Raw genomic sequence first — 19,146 nt, 5'->3', positions numbered from 1 at the left:
GAGCGCCACAGTGTTCATTTTGTGGTGGCAAAATGAAGTTTGTTTGGTATAAGAAAGGACCGCCTAGGGAAATTGCGGAAGTTAATGGTAATATAAATGATTGGGGTGTAGTGATGGGGTAGTCGTACCTACAATAAATTTACATCCGAAGGGTGCTTTCTTGTTTAATGAAAAAAGGTCAGAATCCCAGAATATCATCCATTGTATGGATGCCTGGTCCTGCATTATTGATCCAGATGGCTGCTTTTACTGCGCCTGATGCGAATGCATTTCTGGAATGTGCCTGATGCTTGATCTCTATCCTTTCGCCGTCTCCGGCAAAGAGAACTGTATGATCACCCACAATGTCTCCTCCGCGAACTGCATGAATGCCGATCTCTTTGTCCCTTGGTGCGAGACCTTCGCGTCCGTAAACAAAGTCTTTGCCGCCCAAAGTTTCACTGATGACCTCTGCTGCTTTCATAGCAGTTCCGCTGGGTGCATCTTTCTTCTGGTTGTGGTGGGCTTCGATTATCTCGATATCATATTCTGAAAGGTACTTTGCGGTTTCCTGAAGTATCTTGAAAAATACATTGACACCAACTGAATAGTTTGGTGAGATAACTGCTGAAGTGCCGTTTTTGATTATGGCATCTTCGATGGTAGCACGCTGTTCATCACTGAATCCGGTAGTTCCTATAATGAGGTCAACTCCAGCTCCAGCTACTGCTGGTGCGTTTGCAGCGGTTGCAGGGGCAATAGTAAAATCAATGACAACATCGGTCTTTGATTCTTTCAGAACGGTTGCAATATCTGCTACATCAGAGATGTTCACATTGAGCTTCCCGATTTGTGCAACTTCTCCCACATCCTTGCCTATGTTCATAAGATCGAACGCGGAAGATAACTGAATTCCTTCCATCTTGATGATGTTCTCAATAATGAGCTTCCCCATTCGTCCGGAAGCACCTGTAACTCCTGCATTTATCATTGTAGGCACCCGAGTCCTTTAAGGCAATCTGTAAGGAGCTTATCGTTTTCAGCACTGATCGGCGCAAGGGGTGGCCTTAAGTGACCTGCATTGAGGCCGACAAGGTCCATTGCACGCTTTATTGGTACTGGGTTAGTTTCTGTGAAAAGAGCACGTATAAGTGGAGCTATTTCATAGTGCAACTGCTGAGCGGTTGTTGTGTCGCCTTCGTTGAAGGCATTGACAAGCCTGCTCATTCTGTCCGGCACAATGTTAGCTACCACGGATATAACACCACATCCGCCGATACTCATCATTGGTAAGGTAAGTCCATCATCTCCTGATGTGACCATGAAGTCCTCGTCCATTGTGTTCTCGATTATCTGTGATGCTTTGTCAATACTACCGCTTGCTTCCTTGATCCCTACGATATTATCGATCTTGGCAAGCTCTGTGATAACTTCCAGTGGAATGTCCTGCCCTGTGCGTGAAGGCACGTTGTAGAGCACAATAGGTATTTCCACTGCTTCTGCTATTGTTCTAAAATGGGATATAAGTCCCGCTTTGTTCGGTTTGTTGTAATATGGGGATATTACAAGAGCACCTGAGGCTCCGGCCTCTTCGGCGTGTCTTGTTAGTTCCACTGCTTCAGCCGTATTGTTCGAGCCAGTGCCGGCAACTACCGGTACGTTCGCACATTCTACTGCGATGTCGATGACCTCCATGTGCTCTGCCGTAGATAATGTGGCAGATTCACCTGTGGTACCACAGACAACTACACCGGTCACTTTGCCATTCTCGGCAAATTCGATATTCTTTATCAGACCGGTCCTGTCGATGGTGTCATCCTTCGTGAACGGAGTTATAAGCGCCGGTAATACTCCTTCGAACATAGCGTTCCACTTCCCGGACTTAAATTAATTTTGGATATCTGATCTTGCGGGTAACGTAACCTGCTACACGGTTTCTGATTACTTTGCCCTCAATAGTTGTGTATTGAGAGACAAGGAGCTTGTTTGTGTCAAAATCTGTTGTAAAAATGTCTCCATAGTTCTCGACCAGACGGAATGAAATGTTCTTGATATGTGTTTGTCTAATATTTCCCATTTAAGTATCTCCAGTAAATTTAGATAGATATTATTAAGAGTATCGCCTTATAGAAAACCTTTACATTTATATCTTTTGGATTGGGGGCATCTTCTAATGCTTTATTTGAAGGTGGCTGCTCAATTTATATCGCTCTTTCCCATAAGTCGCTCGACAGTGTTCGCTTCATTGAATACATTTTCACGCATCCCTTTGCGGTTTATGTAAAGGCCTATGAACACTATCACCAATCCGATCTCAGCGTTGACCTCTACTACAATGATGCCCAGTAGTACTACTGTGGATGCCACAATTCCTTTAATTGCTCCTTTTCTGTATGAATCAAATCTTGTGCGGCGAAATATCCTGATATCACGAAGTGTCAGGAAAAGGACTACGCAATATGCTGCAATGGCTATGTATCTATACATTGTTCATTTCCTATAGCTCTATACGTTATGAATCCTCAATGTCCTTTATGGATTAAATCCTTTGCTGAATGTCTGCTAATGTGCACAAACATTTTCAATCATGTTGTTTATGAATGGGCTGGTGAGACTATTAAAATGATCTTTCATATTGACATGGACAGCTTCTATTCATCCGTGGAAGTAGCTGCAGATCCTACACTCAAAGGGTTGCCTGTTGTGGTTGGCTCTGATCCGCTGCAAGAGGGTAACAGGGGTGTTGTAAGCACCTGTTCCTATGAGGCACGTGAGTTTGGGATAAAGTCCGCAATGGCTATCTCAAAAGCATATCGCCTCTGTCCTGAAGCTGTATATCTGCGTGTTAACATGCCTCTGTACAAGAAGGTCTCCAACTCCATTATGGAACTGCTCAGGGGCTATTCTTCAAAGTTCCAGCAAGTAAGTGTGGATGAAGCTTATCTTGATGTTTCCGATGTCGTTTCCGGGCTGGATGAGGCTGAAAAACTGGCGTTACAGATAAAAGAAGATGTCTTTCAAAAGGAGGGCATCACCTGTTCAGTCGGTATCGGCCCTAACAAGTCCATTGCGAAAATAGCATCAGATTTCCAAAAACCCGATGGTTTGACTATTGTGCGCCCTGAGGATGTCCGTTCTTTCCTTTATCCTCTGGATGTTTCCCGAATATCGGGTGTTGGCAAGAAAACGAGTGTAATGCTGGGGCAGATGGGTATCGGGACGATCGGGGAACTTGCTGTATATGATGTCCAGGAATTACGCGAGAAGTTTGGTAAGTTCGGTCTGGTCATGCATCAGCTTGCCAATGGTGTGGATGGGCGTAAAGTTCAGGAAAGTGGGGATATAAAGTCCATCAGTAAAGAGGACACTTTCGATAAGGATACTTCTGATGTAAAATATCTGGGAAGTGTGGTGGATACTCTCTCAGAGCATGTCCATGCTTCCCTTTCACAGAAGAAATACTTGTTCAAGACCGTTACAATAAAGGTCCGATTTGCAGATTTCACAACCTATACAAGAGCAAAAACACTTGCTGCACATTCCGATGACATTGTTACTATCAGGAAAACCGCAAAAGTGTTGCTTCAGGAATTCAATGGGAAAAATAAATTACGCCTGTTAGGTGTGGGTGTCACAAAACTGGACAAGCTCGATGAAAGGCAGACCCGACTTTCGGATTTCTTCTAAGCATCATTAACATTTCATGATGTGAATTGGCTTAGGTCTGCAAATCCTGCAATGTAGAGGATAGCTATCAGTACTGGTTGATGAAGCAGATAGATAAGCAGTGATCTTTTACCCATGTACGTCAATATCCTTATGGGGAGAAGTTCGGAAATGTCCGAAAGGGCAAACTTCCTTTTGTATTGCGGATAAAGTTCATTTCCTGTAAAAATGCCTATTAGCATCACTCCGAACCATGGGATCAACGGGAAATAATCGTATGATCTAAATCCTGTTGGCTGGATACCTATCCATAACAGCCAGGGCTGTTCTATTGTAATTGTTCGTAAAAGCATCCCGGTGATTATTATCAAAATAGCTGTAACCAGGCTTGGGATACGATATTTCAGAAATGGATATGAAAGTATTATAGCAACTCCTATGAAGTGGAGTACTCCGAATATAATAATGCCTTCTTTCAAAAAAATGTAGCTTCCGGCAGTTATTACCATCCCCCACAAAAATATCTTCAATCCTCTTTTTACATATTTTGTAAATTTAGGTTTGGTCTGCTCCAGTTCAAGTTGTTTTGAGAAGCTTAAGGTGAGTGATATTCCTGCTACAAATATGAATAAAAATGCTGCTGCTCTTCCTATCAGGTAAACGATCTCTGTCTGGACATTACTTTCATGGTAACCCAGGAACTCAAGGTCATAGAGCAGATGGAAAAAAACCATCAGTATGATCGCTATTCCTCTCAGGAAGTCAATTTCCCATTTTCTGTCATAGGTTCCTGTCATCCACTCCCCAGACTTCAATGATAACCTCTTGAAATGAATTGTTGGGATCTAGGATCAATTGATGCATCTGATGATTCAATTGTGTTTCTTCTTTTTCTTTCTGAAAGCAGAGGAGAGGTCTACTGCATATGTTCCATCCTGTTTGATAGCCATGACTATCTCTTCCCTTTCAAAGAGGGAGTTCAGGTTCAGTTCATAGGAGCCAGGTCCGAGTATTCTTACGGACTCTACGCGTTCCCCTTCTTCTTCTTTTTCAACTGTTTCTCTTTGATGTCCAATGCCGATGATATCATCTATTTCTCTGATGAACTGTTCTGCCGGGATGTCCTCTTCTACACTATCCACTATCTCTGGCTGTACTTGGACCTCTTTTTCTTTGGCTTCTTCTTCAGGCTCCATGTCCTTTACATAAAGGAACTTGTTCCAGCCACAGTTCGGACAGCCGCTTAGAATTACTTCGGCCCCGTCTTCGAATATTTTTTCACATCGGGTACATTTATGTGGCATCTGTTCACCGATTCCCTATTAGTTGCGATATATTTAAAGATTTATGGCATGAGATCATTTGTTATCCTTATCTATACCTTAACATGAGGTAAAAGTAGTTTCAGAAGGCGGGTTGTACGCAAACTATATATGCCAGTGCGCAGTAGTAGGGTTGCAAGTGTGGTACAGTCACACAATGCATGAATAACTCACTCTTAGCGGGGTGGGGTAGCCAGGAGATCCCGACGGGCTCATAACCCGTAGACCGATGGTTCGAATCCATCCCCCGCTATTCAATCTACTATTTTCTCCAATATTAATTTCACTAATACTAATCTAACTTTATATCTTTGTTCTGGTTCTATAAGTTTAAATATTTTCTATTTTAATTACTATTGTTTTCAAAAGGTTATTAAATAAAGCTCACCTCTTTGTTTCAGGAAATCACACATTAAATCATACTTTATTTTATATCAATTTCACAGGATGATCATTATATGGTAATGGATAAACTCGGCAGTTCCCTTCAGGACGCTTTAAAGAAACTGGTCGGCGCTGGGCGCATCGATGAAAGAACGGTCACTGAGGTCGTAAAGGATATACAAAGGGCATTGCTGCAGGCGGATGTCAATGTCAAGCTTGTAATGCAGATGTCCAGTCACATCAAGGAACGTGCCTTGAAGGAAGAAGTTCCGCCAGGCATGAACCCACGTGAGCATGTCATCAAGATAGTCTACCAGGAACTCATCAGTATCGTAGGCAGAAGCGCTGACATTCCTCTAAAGCCTCAAACTATCATGATGATCGGTCTGCAGGGCAGTGGTAAGACCACTACCACTTCCAAACTATCCCGCTATTTCCAGAGAAAAGGAATGAAGCCTGCTGTCGTTTGTGCAGATACGTTTCGTCCGGGGGCATATCAACAGTTGAAGATCCTTTGTGACAAATTGAACGTTCCATTCTACGGCGAAGAAGGTAATCCTGACGCGGTGGGGATCGTGGAAAGAGGATTGGCGGAGCTTGAGAAGAACGATGTACTTATCGTGGATACTGCTGGCCGTCACTCTCTGGAAGCTGACCTCATCGATGAGATGGAGCAGATCCACAAGGTAGCACAACCGGATTACACGTTACTGGTCCTTGATGGTGCTATTGGTCAGCAGGCAAGTGAGCAGGCAAGGGCTTTCAATGATTCGGTGGGTATTTCCGGAGTTGTCATCTCCAAGCTGGATGGTACTGCAAAAGGTGGTGGGGCATTGTCCGCTGTCTCCGAGACGAATTCCGCCATTGCTTTCATTGGTGTGGGCGAAACTCCGGACGACCTCGAGAAGTTCGAACCGGACAGGTTCATTTCCCGTCTTCTTGGTATGGGTGATATCAAATCACTGATCGAAAAGGCAGAGGAGACCCTTTCCGAAGAGGACATTGACATGGAGGCCATGATGCGGGGCCGTTTCACTCTCAAGGACATGTATTCACAGCTTGAGGCAATGAATAAGATGGGTCCTATGAAACAGATCATGCAGATGCTCCCTCTTGGAGGCATGGGGGCTAAGCTCTCAGATGATGCTTACAAGGTCACTGAAGATAAAATGAAAGGTTATCGTGTTCTAATGGACTCCATGACCGATGAGGAACTCCTCAATCCAAGGCTGATCGGTAGTGCACGCATCAGGAGAATATCCCTGGGTTCAGGCAGCAGTCCGGATGCTGTACGTGACCTCCTGAAATATCACAAGATGATGCAAAATGCCATGAAGGGACTTCGTGGCGGTAAGTTCAATATGCAGAAAATGATGAAGAAGATGGGTATGTAAGTATTGTAGTAATGAAGTATTTTCGGAGGTATATACCTCCGAAGTTCTTACCCTTTTTTTATTAAAAAAATAATTATGGTTGTTGTTTTCTAAGGTCATTACGTGCCATCATATTCGTGCCGAATATGTATATCAGCAGAACGAATCCGAGCCACATGAAATGTTTTCCGATTTCGGCTTGGTCAAAGTATTTGAGTAGAAGTCCTGTGCCGAGGATAAGCATGTCGGCCATAGCTATCTTCTTGTTCCTTTTTGTGATTGCATAGTATTCTTGTTTTGCAACATTGTATTCCTTTTTTTCTGTTTTCAGTGGATACACTTCCCTATTTATACTTTTTTTATCTCGTCCGCCGCTTTACGTAACCGATTAAATACGGCAGCTCCGATTCCTTCTGTTTTCAATGTCCCATCGACAAGGATCAGGTCAATTTCCTTACTATCAAGATGTCGCAGGCCCATAAATATACTATGGGCTGCCTGGGCAGGTTCATTTCTTTTACCAAGTGAGAACATCTCATCGGCATTTATCGAACCTGATGTTTCTTCAGTTGCAAGAAGTCCGACCATTTTCCCTTCCTTGTGGCAGTTTGTTATTAGCTCCGTCATTGTACTTTTAACATTCTCCGGCCTACCCTCTATGAGTATGACCTTTGTCTCAGGTGAATAGTGCGTGTACTTCATTCCTGGTGATCTCGCAGTCTCGCTTTCCTCAAGGGTCCTGTCGGTATATCCAATTTCTACGTGCCCTACACATTCTTTGATATCTTCTGCACTGACCTGTCCGGGACGCAGGACCACTGGTATATCTCCGGTAACATCCACCACCGTTGATTCCAATCCTATCTCCACTATCCCTCCGTCTATTATTGCATCTATTTTTCCATCAAGGTCCTGTATGACGTGTTCGGCACTTGTGGGACTTGGTCGTCCGGAAGTGTTGGCACTGGGTGCTGCTACTGCAGTCCCGGACATCCTTATAAGCTCAAGGGCGATATCATTGGCAGGCATTCTCAGGCCGACTGTGTCAAGTCCGCCGGTGGTAATTTCAGGCACTATCTTCTTTGCTTTCAGTATGAGTGTGAGTGGTCCTGGCCAGAATTCATCCATAAGCCTGAATGCAGTTTGGTTTATATCCTCTGCCAGATCTTCGCACTGGTCTTTGCTGGAGACATGGACTATGAGCGGATTGTCTGCAGGTCTTCCTTTTGCTGCAAAGATCTTCTTCACAGCATCAGGGTCCAGAGCATTGGCTCCCAGGCCGTAGACCGTTTCCGTGGGGAAAGCAACGGTGCCACCTTCTTTGATAATGCTGGCAGCCTTTGACAGCTCCTCTTCGAAATTGTCGCTGTCAGCCCGAATGACCAGTGTTTTGTTACTCATAATTAATTGATGGACCTTTTCGTTTCTCTATTTTCCATCATTTATTGTATTCTTTGCCGTATTCGTCAATGACGGACTCTTTACAAAGGCCTACTCCGTGCCTGTGAGCAGCTCTGCCTATCATGTGTGCGGCAACTGGTGCTGTGAGCAGAATGAAAAGACCAACTGTTATGGCTTTCACGCCTATGGGTTCGAGTCCTACCTTTGCTACAATACTCAACATAACTCCAAATGCACCGAGCGTGCCTATCTTGGTAGTGGCATGTAAACGATTATATACATCAGGCAAGCGGATCAATCCTACCATCCCAAGGAATACGAAGAATGCTCCTACTACAAGCAGGAATGTGCTGATAATATCCTGAATAAGTCCAATCTCTATCAAAATACAGCCCCCTCATCAAGATATTTGGAAATGGTCACTGTTCCCACAAAGGAGATTATTGCAAGGACCAGAGCTACGTCCATGAAGAATGCAGACTCTTGCATGTATGAGTAGATGCCCAGTATAACAACTATTACGGTCGTCATTGCATCAATTGCGATAACACGGTCAGGGATCGTCGGACCTTTGATCACCCTGTATATGCATGGTATTATAGCAATGACCATGAACGTGATAGAAATATCAAATATCAGTGAATTCATTCGAATGCCTCCAGTACGTATTCTTCAAGATCATCTCTGATGGAATCACAAAGTCCCTGTGGATCAGATGCATCGATGGCGTGCACATAAAGCACTTCTTTGTTGTCTGAAACATCAATTGTTAGTGTTCCCGGGGTAAGTGTGATCGTATTGGCGATGGCAGTTATTCCCGTATTTGTCTTTGTACGGATCGGGACCGCAATTATCCCCGGCTTTATGTCCATCTTTGGCTGAAGGATTATCTTGGCTACCATTATATTGGCTTTGATGATCTCTATGAAAAGTACGTAGAAGAACCTCATTAACTTCGGTATCTTCCTTATTACTTTTTGATAGGAGATCTTGTTCTCAAATCCATAGAGTGATCTGAAAGGTCTGATAACGATAGGGCCAAGTAATGCCCCTATCAGGAAGTTGTTGAAGTTTACCGTTCCGTGAACAAAACACCAGATAAGCCCAAGGAACATTGAGTAAAGGATATATCGTTTCATCGGACCACCCTCGTCATAACTGCATCAATGTATGGTTGCGGATCGATAAGTTGTTCCGCGATCGCCTGTGCAAGGGCTATGAGCGGTTCTGCATAGACCCCGAAGATAAATGCGAGGGCTGCAAGGCTCACTATCGGAAGGGCAATCATCAGCGATGGTTTGTGTGAGGAATATTCACCATATTCTTCAACATCTCTGGTCTCTCCCCAGAACATCAACAACCATGCCCTGAACATATAGAACAGGGTGAACACTGCAAAGAACAGTGCAATGGCGACGGGTATGTAGTATTCTGCACGAAGTCCTGCATCAAAGAGAATGAACTTTGCTATAAATCCTCCCATTGGGGGAAGGCCTGCGATCGACATTGCACCTATGAGGAATGCTATGCTCATGATCGGCGTGGTCTTGTTCATACCTCCCATCTGACGCATGTCCCTTGTGCCTGCATGGTGGATTATGCCTCCGGATGTCAGGAACAACATGGACTTTGCGATGGCATGGTTGACCAGATATACAAGTGCCGCTGTCAGGGCATAGACTGAACCGATGCCAATTCCAAGGAATATATATCCTATCTGGCTTACACTTGAATATGCAAGAAGTCTTTTGACATCGTTCTGCCCTACTGCGGAAACTGCTCCAATTATGATGGTCACAAGTGCAAGTAAGATGATTATGGGTTGAAGCAGGAACAATGCATCCCTGAATATAAGGAAGAATATTCTCAGGATCCCATAGGCTCCTACTTTTATCATAACACCGCTAAGCATGGCACTGATGGGTGAAGGTGCTGTGGGGTGTACATCGGGGAGCCAATAATGCATTGGGAAGATGGCTGCCTTATTTCCAAAGACAACTATGAATAAGAGTGCAATGGCGTATGTATGCCATGGAAGTGTTCCGGCAGCTGTCATGGCACTTATCTTGACCGATAGGTCTGCCATGTTAAGGGTGCCCACTGTGGCATAAAGAGAAGCTACTGCAATGAGCATGACAATGGAGCCTATCATGTTCAGTATAAGGTACTTGAAAGTGGCTTCCATCTTGTCGGAACTCTTTGTCACGCCTCCTTTTTCGTTGGCGATGACAAGTCCGCAGGAGGACAACAGCAGTATCTCAAAGAATACGAACATGTTGAAAATATCACCTGTGAGGAAGGTTCCGTTAAGACCTGCCACAAGAAGGTTGAACAGGGAGTGGTAGGTCGAGTTCAATGACCTACCTTCAATGTAATCAAGGGAATATAGCAACGCAAGGAAGGATACTAACGAGCTTAGCACGACCATTCCTGAGCTTAACAGGTCTGCTACAAGCACAATTCCATATTTGCCCCATTCTCCTACTTCGTAGACCTGAATTCCTCCGTTCCAGACCTGCAGGAGCAGTATAATGCTTATCAGCATCATGGCAAACGAGACCGAGACATTGAGCCATTTCTGCACATTTGCATTGGAGCGCAGGAATATCATAAGTGCGGACATCAGTATCGGTACTGCTACCAGGAGGATGGGCAGGTGTGTCATTGATATGTTCATCCCCACAACCTCCTCAGCTCACGTATGTCGGTAGTTCCGTATTCCTCGTATATCCTGTATGCGAGGATAAGTATGAATGCAGTCGTTGCAAGGCTGATGACAATGGCTGTAAGTACGAGTGCCTGTACGAGCGGGTCTACAAATTCGACATGTGACCCTGCGGAAACTAAGGGGGCGAATATCCCTTCTGCAAGATTGTCGTTATAGATGGTGCCTGTTATTTCTCCGCCGTGTCCTGAGCCGGTTATTATGGGTACTTTTCCGTTCTCGAACACACCGGCTGATACTATCAGCAGGTTCACAGCATGGGACAGTACTGACAGCCCGATGATGACCTTTATCATGTCTCTCCTGAGTATCAGGAATGTTCCTATTCCAAATAGTATGGATATGGTGAGGGTAAGTAAAAAATTATTCATTATCGTCACCTACGTTTTTGAATATGAATAGCAGTGAACCTATCACTACAAAATAGACGCCGATATCAAAAAGACCGGCAGATACAAGCTCTATCTCTCCGAAAAGGGGCAGGTGCACGAATTCCACTGCACTTCTGAAGAAGTTGTGCCCGAACATCATGGCCGAAAATGCCGTTAAGGAGGCAAGTGTCAGGCCGAAACCAAACCATTTGGCCCAATCCGGGTTGAAGAATGTCTTTATGTATCTCAATCCGAAGACAACATATGCAAATGCGATCACTGAAGCGAACATAACGCCGCCGATGAATCCTCCGCCTGGATTGTTATGGCCTGCCAGTAGCAGGGAGATGGAGAATAGGATCACCAGTGGGATGCATATCTTTGTGATGGTCTTTGTTATTATGGTCGTCATTATTCCTCGCTCCTGCTGTGTATAAGGTTATAGACACCGAGTGCTGCAAGGCACATTACCGCTATCTCTCCCAGGGTATCGTAGCCTCTGAAGTCTACGATTATGACATTGACGATATTGTGACCGCCTGCAAGGAGGAGGCTGTTATCGATGAAATAGTGGGACAGTGATGCAAAAGGATCAACTATGCCTTGTGTCGTATTGAGGAGTAATACAAATACACTTGCGGCGACGGTTATTGCGATCAGTATGTCTCTTGTGAATACCGAAAAGGATATCTTTTCCTTATATTTCTGGGGTATTTTGGTTATTGCAAGCAGGAATATTATGGTGGATAGGGTTTCTACCAGTACTTGTGTCAAGGCAAGGTCAGGTGCTTTCAGATATATGAACAGCAGGCTGACACCATAGCCAAGGGCTGAGAGCGCAATGATGGCCGGCAGATATTTTGGCAGGATTGCTGCTGAGAGTGCCGCTACAATGAGTAGCACTAATAGTATCGCTTCATAGGGTGGTATGTCGAAGTTCAGTTGTGATGGCACTATATTGGTTGCAAGTATCGCAGCCGGAATCGCTATCAGTGCTATCATCAGCAGGAGCATAGCGCTCATGTAGAGCTTTATACTTCCTGTCTGGCTTCTCGAGGAGAACCTGAATGCATTGCCTTTCGCGGAATCAACTGCACGGTCATAATAGTAATTGATGCTTATCCAGGGGTTCTTCATGTTGAAGTTATCCTGCCATGCTGCTATCCTGTCGTATTTTGTGTATATCAGGATACCCAGTATGAATGTCACGATGGTCATCATCAGGGACGCGGTGAACCCATGCCACAGCTTTATGTGCAGATGTGCAGTTTCCAGAAGGATGCCTGATACTGCCGGTTCGATGATATGATGTATGGGTATTGATGGGATGACTCCGAACAGTATTACGAGGAACGCCAGAAATGCTGGTGGAATCAGCATTGTCATTGGTGGTTCATGTATATGGTGTGGGATAGCGTCTTTGTCACGTTCTCCCAGGAATATCCCATCAATGAGCTTTATCGAGTAGGCGAATGTGAAAACTCCTCCGAGTACGGCAAATGCGGGAATCAGGAATGTGAATATACCGCCTAGCGAGGCTCCCATCTCCAGGGAGGACTCGTAGAACATTTCCTTGCTGAGGAAACCGTTAAGTGGCGGTATCCCCGCCATGGCAAGGCCGGCAATACACGCTATTATGAAAGTTATGGGCATCTCACGCCGCAGACCTCCGAGCTTTCGTATGTCTCTTGTGGCTGCTTCGTGTGCCACTATTCCTGCGACAAGGAAGAGGCAGGCTTTGAACGTGGCGTGATTGAGAAGGTGGAATGTAGCTGCTGCGACACCAATGCCAGGTTCGTGGTGTGTGGTGTAGCCGTACATTGTCATCATGTATGCAAGCTGACTGATGGTCGAGTATGCAAGGATACCTTTGATATCTGTCTGCCTGAATGCCAGAAATCCGGCTACTAGCATTGTGATGATGCCTGTGCCGCTTACAAGGATGAACCATGCTTCTGTTCCTGAGAATATAGGGTGTATCCTTGCGACAAGGTAGATACCTGCTTTTACCATCGTTGCGGAATGAAGGAACGCACTGACAGGCGTGGGGGCTTCCATTGCATTGGGTAGCCAGATGTAGAACGGTCCCTGTGCAGATTTGGCTGCTGCACCAATGAATATGAGTATAAGTGTTATAAGGAAGAGCTCGTGTTCCTTTATGGCGTTTATCACTTGCGGATCATTCAATATGGCTGCCAGATCAAATGAACCGGTGACATTTCCGAGTAGAAGGAAACCTGCAAGCATTGCAAGTCCGCCGGAGGCTGTGACCAATAAGGATTTGGTGGCACCGTATATGGATTCGGGTTTGTGCCTCCAGTATCCGATGAGCATGAAGGAGGTGATGCTGGTAAGTTCCCAGAAGATGAAGAGCTGTATGGTGTTTCCGGAAAAGACCATTCCTATCATGGAACCCATGAATAGTAAGAGGTACTGATAGTATCGTTTTAGGTCTTCTGTTTTGGACATATATCCATTGGAATAGGACATGATCAGGACACCTATGCCGGATGCGATAAATCCGATCATCATTGCAAGTCCGTCTGCATATATGGTAAAGTCCACTCCTGCTGAAGGCATCCAGGAGATCGTTCCCTGAACTATGTGTCCTTCTCCGATGACATCTGGTACTGCTATCCCAATGAGTATGAAGCAGGTAAGGGCTGTAGCGACTGCAAACCAGCCGACACGTTGCTTTAACAGCTTTTCCATGACGGGTACCAACCCGGCAAATATAAACGGCAGGAATATAGCTGCCGTTATTGCATTAAATGAATCCATGTCTCCTCTCTTAGCAAAGTTCCAATATATAACCGTTTTTAATTACAATTATAAACCATGACAAATATGCGGCCGTAACCACTTGCCTATTTATATTATCTTAATTGTATAGACTGGATATGAACCTTTCACCAGATCAAAAAGAACGCTATGCAAAGCACATTGTCATGAAGCAGATGGGTGAGGAGGGGCAGAAGAGGCTTCTGTCATCCCGTGTCTTGTGTATTGGCTCAGGCGGACTCGGTTCACCTGTGATACAGTATCTTGCTGCTGCGGGGGTTGGTACACTTGGAATTGTGGATGATGATGTTGTGGAGATGAGCAATCTTCAAAGACAGGTCATCCATGCGGGAAATCTCGGCAAGCCAAAAGTGAGTTCTGCAAAGGAATATGTCGAAAGGCTGGATCCGGATATCAATGTACTAGCATATGAGATGCGTGTTGGGCCTGATAATGTGGAGGGTCTCATTAAGGACTATGATGTTGTGGTCGATTGTTCTGATAATTTTGCCACACGCTATTTGTTGAACGATGCTTGTGTGTTGCAGAAAAAGCCCCTTTTCCATGGAAGTATTTTCATGTTCGAAGGGCAGGTGATGACCATATTGCCACACGAGGGGCCTTGTTATCGTTGTATATTCGCACGTTCACCTTCTACAGATGCTGCAAGGGATGCCGGTGTCATGGGTATTCTTCCGGGAGTTGTCGGTACAATGCAGGCTACGGAAGTCGTCAAGCACCTTGTGCACCTTGGGGCACCGCTTGTGGGACGCATGATCTATTACGATGCCTTGGGGATGAGGTTTGATGAGATCACTGTGCGTAAGAATCCGAAATGTCCTGTTTGTGGGGATGCCCCTTCAATAACGTCTATTGATGCGGATAATTACTGATATTCAGTTATTTGGACATTGATCCTAAAGATGTTTGAAAATAGGCTATAGTGATAAAGTTTTTATAGCTTAACTCTGTTATAAGAGTTTGCTTCAAGCAACATGGTTTGAAGCAAAAACGAAACAGAAGCGTTGTTCAGGTTCCAAATATACTGGGCAACAAATAAGCAACATGGGCTCGTGGTCTAGCTGGTCATGACGTCGCCTTGACATGGCGGAGGTCCGGAGTTCGAATCTCCGCGGGCCCACCACAAATCTTCGTGCCATTCGATAGGTTTTAATATTAAAACGACTATTATCGGATGCTCTCACAGCCCAGGTAGCTCAGTGGGAGAGCGCTGCCCTGAAGAGGCAGTTGTCCCCGGTTCGAATCCGGGTCTGGGCACCAGGATCAATTCACACCAGTAGTGTAGCGGTTATCACCGGGCGTTGCCAACGCTCGAACTCGGGTTCGATTCCCGACTGGTGTATATCTTTTTTTATTATCTTAATATCATTGCTAATGTTCTATTTTTTTGATCTATCTTCAATGAGCTTGAATGCAATTGCTTTAGTAGCTAGTATCTATTGAATCATTTCTCTGGATGATGTTCTAATTGTTGAGTATCAGCAACCCTTTATGGACAGATGGATCTGTGCTTTTCTTTGTCACTAATATGATTCTAATACCATTGCATGTCTGTCAGGATCACTGATGAACCTGGATAATTAATTATAAAAATAGAATTTGCAGAAAGTTTACTGGAAATTATTTCACAGAACTTCTGCGAGATATTCCCAGTACAACTTTCTTTCCTATGCTATATGTTCAATGGGATATTGATAACCTATCCCACATCATACAGCTGATAATTCGTACTTTTCCGAATTTATGCCCAATATGGCAGAATTGATCTCGGAGTTTACGGGGATCTTTGTTTCTTCATACATGTCAGGTGTATTCTTCAAACCATACAGACTTTGTCTTGCATCCTTGAAGTAAAACCTTTCTTGTAGGAAATCCTCATCTTTCAACCGACCCAAAGCATATCTGATAGTACGTGGTGGAAGATAACTTTGTTCAGCAATCTCTTTCTGTGTCAGAAGACCGCCGTATTCCAGTACTTTGAAGACAAGTTTTGCAGAAGGGGGTAGCCCCTCGATTGCCTTCCTCAGATATTTTTCGTTTGGCCCTTCGATGTTTCTCTTTACCTGTACGCTTTCCTTGTAATTTTCAACAAAATCGATCCCTCATTATCATTTCTCCTTTGTATAATGTATATTATTAATATCTCTGGTTTGAGATGTTGCAACGGTTCACTATTGTGAAGTCACAATTGTGAGTGCGTTTCTCTAATATATAAATATGTCGGCAAAATACACCAAATCGCCTTGTTTCGTTGATTTTGCATTGATGCATGGGTGGAGAAGCCGTCTTTATTTGCCTGTATCTTAGTTCTTATATCTTTATAGGTATAGCTATTTTTGTTCAAATACTAATATAATAGGTAGAAATATGGCTGAAGAATCAATAGAATTAGATCTCAGGGGGGAGATTTGTCCCTTTACTTTCGTAAAAACCAAATTGCAGTTAGAAGAACTGGAAATTGGTGACCGTCTCACAGTTATCTTTGATTATGCACCTGCAGTATCAAATGTTCCTAAAAGTGTGAAGAACGAAGGTCATACCATTCTTGGTATCGATAAAGAAGAAAATAACATATGGAAAGTCCATATTAAAAAAGTCTGATACTTCAAACAGCTCTTCTTTTTTACATATTTTTTTAAAATGGTCATAAGTAGGTCTCCTTACTCTAGAGGACTACTTTTGCTAAAAAAAAGTAAATCAAAATTGATTCACTGTATCGTCTTGCGCTTGAATTTAGCAACACGATCCAGCATTACTTCTATTCCGTTGTTGACAAGTGCATTGAACTTCTCTGTTTTCATGGCTGCTCGTCTGATCGGTTCGTGAAGGTCGATCAGTAGTATTATATCAACCCAGTTGTCCCTGAGGCGATAGTTCATCGGTTCTTCGAACAGGCAGGATGCCACATCCTTTGAACCCTTTGCAATATCCGCATCTTTGAATTTGACCGGAACATGCAGTGTTATTGATGAACTTTTTCCACTTTCATCCTTTGGAATGTATAGTCTTACGATCTCATCTCCAAAACGGCCAAGGAAATGGTCCGTGCCCTTCGTGAATCCGAGTGCGAGGATAGCCTCCACCAAACGGGCTGGCAGGTCGTCCATAAGACAGCCACAAAGCGCTTTTGTGATACTCTCTTCTTTCAATGATTCTGTGAGCTCAACAAAGGCTTCCATGGGAAATCCGAATACTATCTCATCATTCCTGTAATCGCTGAACATACGTGCTCCGGCACACAAAAGGGAAAGGTTCACCTTGTTCTCCATTACAGGGATGGTCGTACATTCTCCACAGACCGCGAATTCCCCTTTAAATCTGGCATTCACCATATCTCCTTTCACTTTAGAAAGCGTTGCTGCCACACGCATGAGTTTGCTGGCGGTTCCGACAACTACTACCACATCAGGTTCAAATTCGCATTTGTCAAGGGGCTCCACGGTCATTTTTTCGGTATTGGCAGGTTTGACCCTTGGATACACCTCCCCGTAAGCAGGTTCGATAAACCCAAGTGCAAGTTCTGCGCTTGCACAGGACATATCGTCAGCCGAGCAGGTATAAGATGTACCGAATGCCGCAGCTTTCCTGACTATCTCACAATAACGCATCGGATGTGGGATATTCGGCTCATTGTCGCTGTTGAACTTAACAGCGACCGGTGTAAGCGGCAACTCGAAGAACTGCCTGAACTGTTTTGTTAGTTCTGTGTATTTCATGCTTCATCCTCCACCGGTATCTCATATTTCCTTGCGATCTCAATGAAAGCGTTGGCGACGTATTCTATCTGCTCTCTGCTGAGTCCGAATGTATTTAATTTGAAACTCTTGCTCATACCCGGCTGTATTCCGATTATCTTTCGTTTCTTCAGTTCGTGGTACAGGAAATAACCCCGTTTCTTGGTCTTGGCAGCAGCCTCAAAGAGTGGCAGGGATTCGAATGCTACAAGTGTATGTTCTGTAGGCTTTACTCCCATCTGGTGAAACCCTTCGATACGCTCGAGCTGTGTGGCAATGTATCGGGCATTCTCTACCTGCTCATCCCAATGTTTCACACGTTCCACAACACTGGGGAACGATGCCATCAGTGTCATTACCGGAACTCCGAAGACAGGTGAACATCCAAACAGAGCGACCTCCTTTTTAGTGAAACCACGTCCACTCCAGTCACCTCTGATGGTTGACTTATCGAATACCTGCTGGTTCCACTCAAAAGTGGTTGCGAGTATTCCCATTGGGGAGGATGCAGCCCAGCTTTTGTGCCCGGAAGCACACAGGAAGTCCACACCAAGTTTTTTGCCGTCAACAGGCATTATTCCTGAAGAATAAGCTGTGTTCAACAGATACGGAACTCCGTATTCTTTACAGATCTTCCCCACAGATGCAGCATCTGCCACATTACCATATCGATAATCGACATGTGTCAGTAGTGCCAGTGCCGGAAGGGAACCTGTATTACGCTCAACTTCTTCGAACTTTTCCGCGTATCCCTCAGGATCAATAATAAATTCCGGATATCCGCTATGTGGTACTTCAACGACTTTCAACTGGTTTGCCTCTGCTGCAAGATATGATGTATAATGTGCAAGTGAATCCAGTACAAGAGTATCACCGGGTTCGGTAACCATGTGCATAGCTGCCCATTTTGCATGTCGGCATCCGGCTGTGAACCTGACATCATCCATATTCAGGAACTCTGCAATATCTGCTGTAAGGTTTCTTACAGGCGGGTTCTGGACAAGATCCACCCTTGATTCGAAACAGAAATCACAAACTGAATAACCATCCGCAAATTCAAGCGCTGCTTTTCTGGCTTCAGCGGTAAGCACCCCTCCCCTCTGTATAGGGTTCAGGTTAATGTATGTGCTTTCAATACCCCTGTTCAAATTTTTATAAATATCAAGATTCAGTTAGGAATTCCCCCTGGATTCTGTTGCTCAAATACAATTCTTCTTATTCACAGGAACTCTTCAAGTTCCTTTCGTATCTCGTCCTTTTCCACTCGCCCGATAAGCACGACATCTCCATTAATAGCGATAGTAGGTACTTCCTCTATTCCGAGTTGCTTTGCTCTTTGAGAACCTTCAAGGCTCGTGACGTTAATTTCCTTGAACATAACACCTTCAG

General features: G+C 44.4%; 22 protein-coding genes, 4 tRNA genes and 1 pseudogene. 9 read left to right on the top strand and 18 right to left on the bottom strand.

Annotation, left to right across the window (positions count from 1 at the left end; translation table 11 throughout):
* A pseudogene (locus QAS77_RS03355) lies at positions 1-122 on the top strand (IS91-like element ISMbu9 family transposase); the annotation flags it as partial.
* A gap of 56 nt (positions 123-178) precedes the next feature.
* Here the strand turns inward: QAS77_RS03355 and dapB are convergent.
* From dapB to QAS77_RS03335, 4 genes are all read right to left on the bottom strand, one after another.
* Positions 179-970 carry a 4-hydroxy-tetrahydrodipicolinate reductase gene (gene dapB / locus QAS77_RS03350; protein WP_305064145.1) on the bottom strand — a complete coding sequence of 264 codons (792 nt, stop codon included), beginning with the start codon at positions 968-970 and terminating at the stop codon, positions 179-181.
* Complete coding sequence (dapA, locus tag QAS77_RS03345) at positions 967-1,842, bottom strand: 4-hydroxy-tetrahydrodipicolinate synthase (RefSeq protein WP_305064144.1); 876 nt, start codon at positions 1,840-1,842, stop codon at positions 967-969. Before dapA ends, dapB begins: the two co-directional genes overlap by 4 nt.
* Before the next feature lie 19 nt (positions 1,843-1,861).
* The gene (locus QAS77_RS03340; RefSeq protein WP_250868143.1) at positions 1,862-2,056 is read right to left on the bottom strand and encodes a 30S ribosomal protein S17e; all 195 of its coding nucleotides are present in this window, start codon (positions 2,054-2,056) and stop codon (positions 1,862-1,864) included.
* Between the two features lie 119 nt (positions 2,057-2,175).
* On the bottom strand, positions 2,176-2,466 hold the full coding sequence (locus QAS77_RS03335; protein ID WP_250868142.1) for a hypothetical protein: 291 nt from the start codon (positions 2,464-2,466) through the stop codon (positions 2,176-2,178).
* A 135-nt stretch (positions 2,467-2,601) separates the two neighbouring features.
* Here QAS77_RS03335 and dinB point away from each other — a divergent pair, with 135 nt between their 5' ends.
* Entirely contained in the window at positions 2,602-3,666 is a 1,065-nt protein-coding gene (gene dinB / locus QAS77_RS03330) for a DNA polymerase IV (protein ID WP_250868141.1), read from the top strand.
* 14 nt (positions 3,667-3,680) lie between these two features.
* On the opposite strand, the gene QAS77_RS03325 is transcribed toward dinB, so the two are convergent.
* Both QAS77_RS03325 and QAS77_RS03320 read right to left on the bottom strand, forming a co-directional pair.
* A complete protein-coding gene (locus QAS77_RS03325; RefSeq protein WP_250868140.1) occupies positions 3,681-4,442 on the bottom strand; it encodes a heparan-alpha-glucosaminide N-acetyltransferase in 762 nt (253 codons plus the stop codon).
* A gap of 75 nt (positions 4,443-4,517) precedes the next feature.
* A complete protein-coding gene (locus tag QAS77_RS03320) occupies positions 4,518-4,949 on the bottom strand; it encodes a Zn-ribbon domain-containing protein (protein WP_250868139.1) in 432 nt (143 codons plus the stop codon).
* A gap of 196 nt (positions 4,950-5,145) precedes the next feature.
* Here QAS77_RS03320 and QAS77_RS03315 point away from each other — a divergent pair.
* A tRNA-Met gene (locus tag QAS77_RS03315) sits at positions 5,146-5,220 on the top strand.
* Positions 5,221-5,425: 205 nt separating this feature from the next.
* Positions 5,426-6,745, top strand: coding sequence for a signal recognition particle protein Srp54 (locus QAS77_RS03310; protein ID WP_305064143.1), 1,320 nt, complete (start codon positions 5,426-5,428; stop codon positions 6,743-6,745).
* Between the two features lie 73 nt (positions 6,746-6,818).
* Here the strand turns inward: QAS77_RS03310 and QAS77_RS03305 are convergent, their stop codons facing one another.
* Genes QAS77_RS03305 through mbhE form a run of 9 tightly spaced genes read right to left on the bottom strand, consistent with a single transcriptional unit; the run spans position 6,819 to position 14,002 of the window.
* A complete protein-coding gene (locus QAS77_RS03305) occupies positions 6,819-7,064 on the bottom strand; it encodes a hypothetical protein (protein WP_250868137.1) in 246 nt (81 codons plus the stop codon).
* 8 nt (positions 7,065-7,072) lie between these two features.
* Entirely contained in the window at positions 7,073-8,125 is a 1,053-nt protein-coding gene (locus QAS77_RS03300) for an L-threonylcarbamoyladenylate synthase (protein ID WP_305064142.1), read from the bottom strand.
* A 37-nt stretch (positions 8,126-8,162) separates the two neighbouring features.
* Positions 8,163-8,510 (bottom strand): monovalent cation/H(+) antiporter subunit G, encoded by a 348-nt coding sequence (gene mnhG / locus QAS77_RS03295; RefSeq protein WP_250868135.1) that lies wholly within the window; start codon positions 8,508-8,510, stop codon positions 8,163-8,165.
* Positions 8,507-8,773 (bottom strand): cation:proton antiporter, encoded by a 267-nt coding sequence (locus tag QAS77_RS03290; RefSeq protein ID WP_305064141.1) that lies wholly within the window; start codon positions 8,771-8,773, stop codon positions 8,507-8,509. The genes mnhG and QAS77_RS03290 overlap by 4 nt, the downstream gene beginning before the upstream one ends.
* On the bottom strand, positions 8,770-9,264 hold the full coding sequence (locus tag QAS77_RS03285; protein ID WP_305064140.1) for a Na+/H+ antiporter subunit E: 495 nt from the start codon (positions 9,262-9,264) through the stop codon (positions 8,770-8,772). Before QAS77_RS03285 ends, QAS77_RS03290 begins: the two co-directional genes overlap by 4 nt.
* Positions 9,261-10,802 (bottom strand): NADH-quinone oxidoreductase subunit M, encoded by a 1,542-nt coding sequence (locus QAS77_RS03280; protein ID WP_305064139.1) that lies wholly within the window; start codon positions 10,800-10,802, stop codon positions 9,261-9,263. The genes QAS77_RS03285 and QAS77_RS03280 overlap by 4 nt, the downstream gene beginning before the upstream one ends.
* Complete coding sequence (locus tag QAS77_RS03275; RefSeq protein ID WP_250868132.1) at positions 10,799-11,221, bottom strand: NADH-quinone oxidoreductase subunit K; 423 nt, start codon at positions 11,219-11,221, stop codon at positions 10,799-10,801. Before QAS77_RS03275 ends, QAS77_RS03280 begins: the two co-directional genes overlap by 4 nt.
* A complete protein-coding gene (locus tag QAS77_RS03270) occupies positions 11,214-11,633 on the bottom strand; it encodes a monovalent cation/H+ antiporter subunit B (RefSeq protein WP_250868131.1) in 420 nt (139 codons plus the stop codon). The genes QAS77_RS03275 and QAS77_RS03270 overlap by 8 nt, the downstream gene beginning before the upstream one ends.
* On the bottom strand, positions 11,633-14,002 hold the full coding sequence (mbhE, locus tag QAS77_RS03265; RefSeq protein WP_305064138.1) for a hydrogen gas-evolving membrane-bound hydrogenase subunit E: 2,370 nt from the start codon (positions 14,000-14,002) through the stop codon (positions 11,633-11,635). Before mbhE ends, QAS77_RS03270 begins: the two co-directional genes overlap by 1 nt.
* A 119-nt stretch (positions 14,003-14,121) precedes the next feature.
* On the opposite strand from mbhE, the gene QAS77_RS03260 reads away from it, so the two are divergent.
* The 4 genes from QAS77_RS03260 (at position 14,122) to QAS77_RS03245 (ending at position 15,365) form a co-directional block, all read left to right on the top strand.
* Entirely contained in the window at positions 14,122-14,895 is a 774-nt protein-coding gene (locus QAS77_RS03260) for a HesA/MoeB/ThiF family protein (protein ID WP_305064137.1), read from the top strand.
* Positions 14,896-15,069: 174 nt separating this feature from the next.
* Positions 15,070-15,146: transfer RNA gene (locus QAS77_RS03255), tRNA-Val, on the top strand.
* Between the two features lie 62 nt (positions 15,147-15,208).
* A tRNA-Phe gene (locus QAS77_RS03250) sits at positions 15,209-15,283 on the top strand.
* A 10-nt stretch (positions 15,284-15,293) separates the two neighbouring features.
* A tRNA-Gly gene (locus tag QAS77_RS03245) sits at positions 15,294-15,365 on the top strand.
* A 367-nt stretch (positions 15,366-15,732) separates the two neighbouring features.
* On the opposite strand, the gene QAS77_RS03240 is transcribed toward QAS77_RS03245, so the two are convergent.
* Positions 15,733-15,978, bottom strand: coding sequence for a winged helix-turn-helix transcriptional regulator (locus QAS77_RS03240; RefSeq protein WP_305064147.1), 246 nt, complete (start codon positions 15,976-15,978; stop codon positions 15,733-15,735).
* A gap of 412 nt (positions 15,979-16,390) precedes the next feature.
* Here QAS77_RS03240 and QAS77_RS03235 point away from each other — a divergent pair, with 412 nt between their 5' ends.
* Positions 16,391-16,624 (top strand): sulfurtransferase TusA family protein, encoded by a 234-nt coding sequence (locus QAS77_RS03235; RefSeq protein ID WP_305064136.1) that lies wholly within the window; start codon positions 16,391-16,393, stop codon positions 16,622-16,624.
* A gap of 107 nt (positions 16,625-16,731) precedes the next feature.
* On the opposite strand, the gene QAS77_RS03230 is transcribed toward QAS77_RS03235, so the two are convergent.
* Both QAS77_RS03230 and pscS read right to left on the bottom strand, forming a co-directional pair.
* A complete protein-coding gene (locus QAS77_RS03230; protein WP_305064135.1) occupies positions 16,732-17,739 on the bottom strand; it encodes a DUF169 domain-containing protein in 1,008 nt (335 codons plus the stop codon).
* Positions 17,736-18,917: an O-phospho-L-seryl-tRNA:Cys-tRNA synthase gene (gene pscS / locus QAS77_RS03225; RefSeq protein WP_305064146.1), complete on the bottom strand. Its 1,182-nt coding sequence runs from the start codon at positions 18,915-18,917 to the stop codon at positions 17,736-17,738. Before pscS ends, QAS77_RS03230 begins: the two co-directional genes overlap by 4 nt.
* Positions 18,918-19,146 lie beyond the last annotated feature (229 nt).

Source organism: Methanococcoides sp. (assembly GCF_030594565.1).
Lineage (GTDB): Archaea > Halobacteriota > Methanosarcinia > Methanosarcinales > Methanosarcinaceae > Methanococcoides > Methanococcoides seepicolus.
This window is presented reverse-complemented; position numbering and strand designations above follow the sequence as displayed.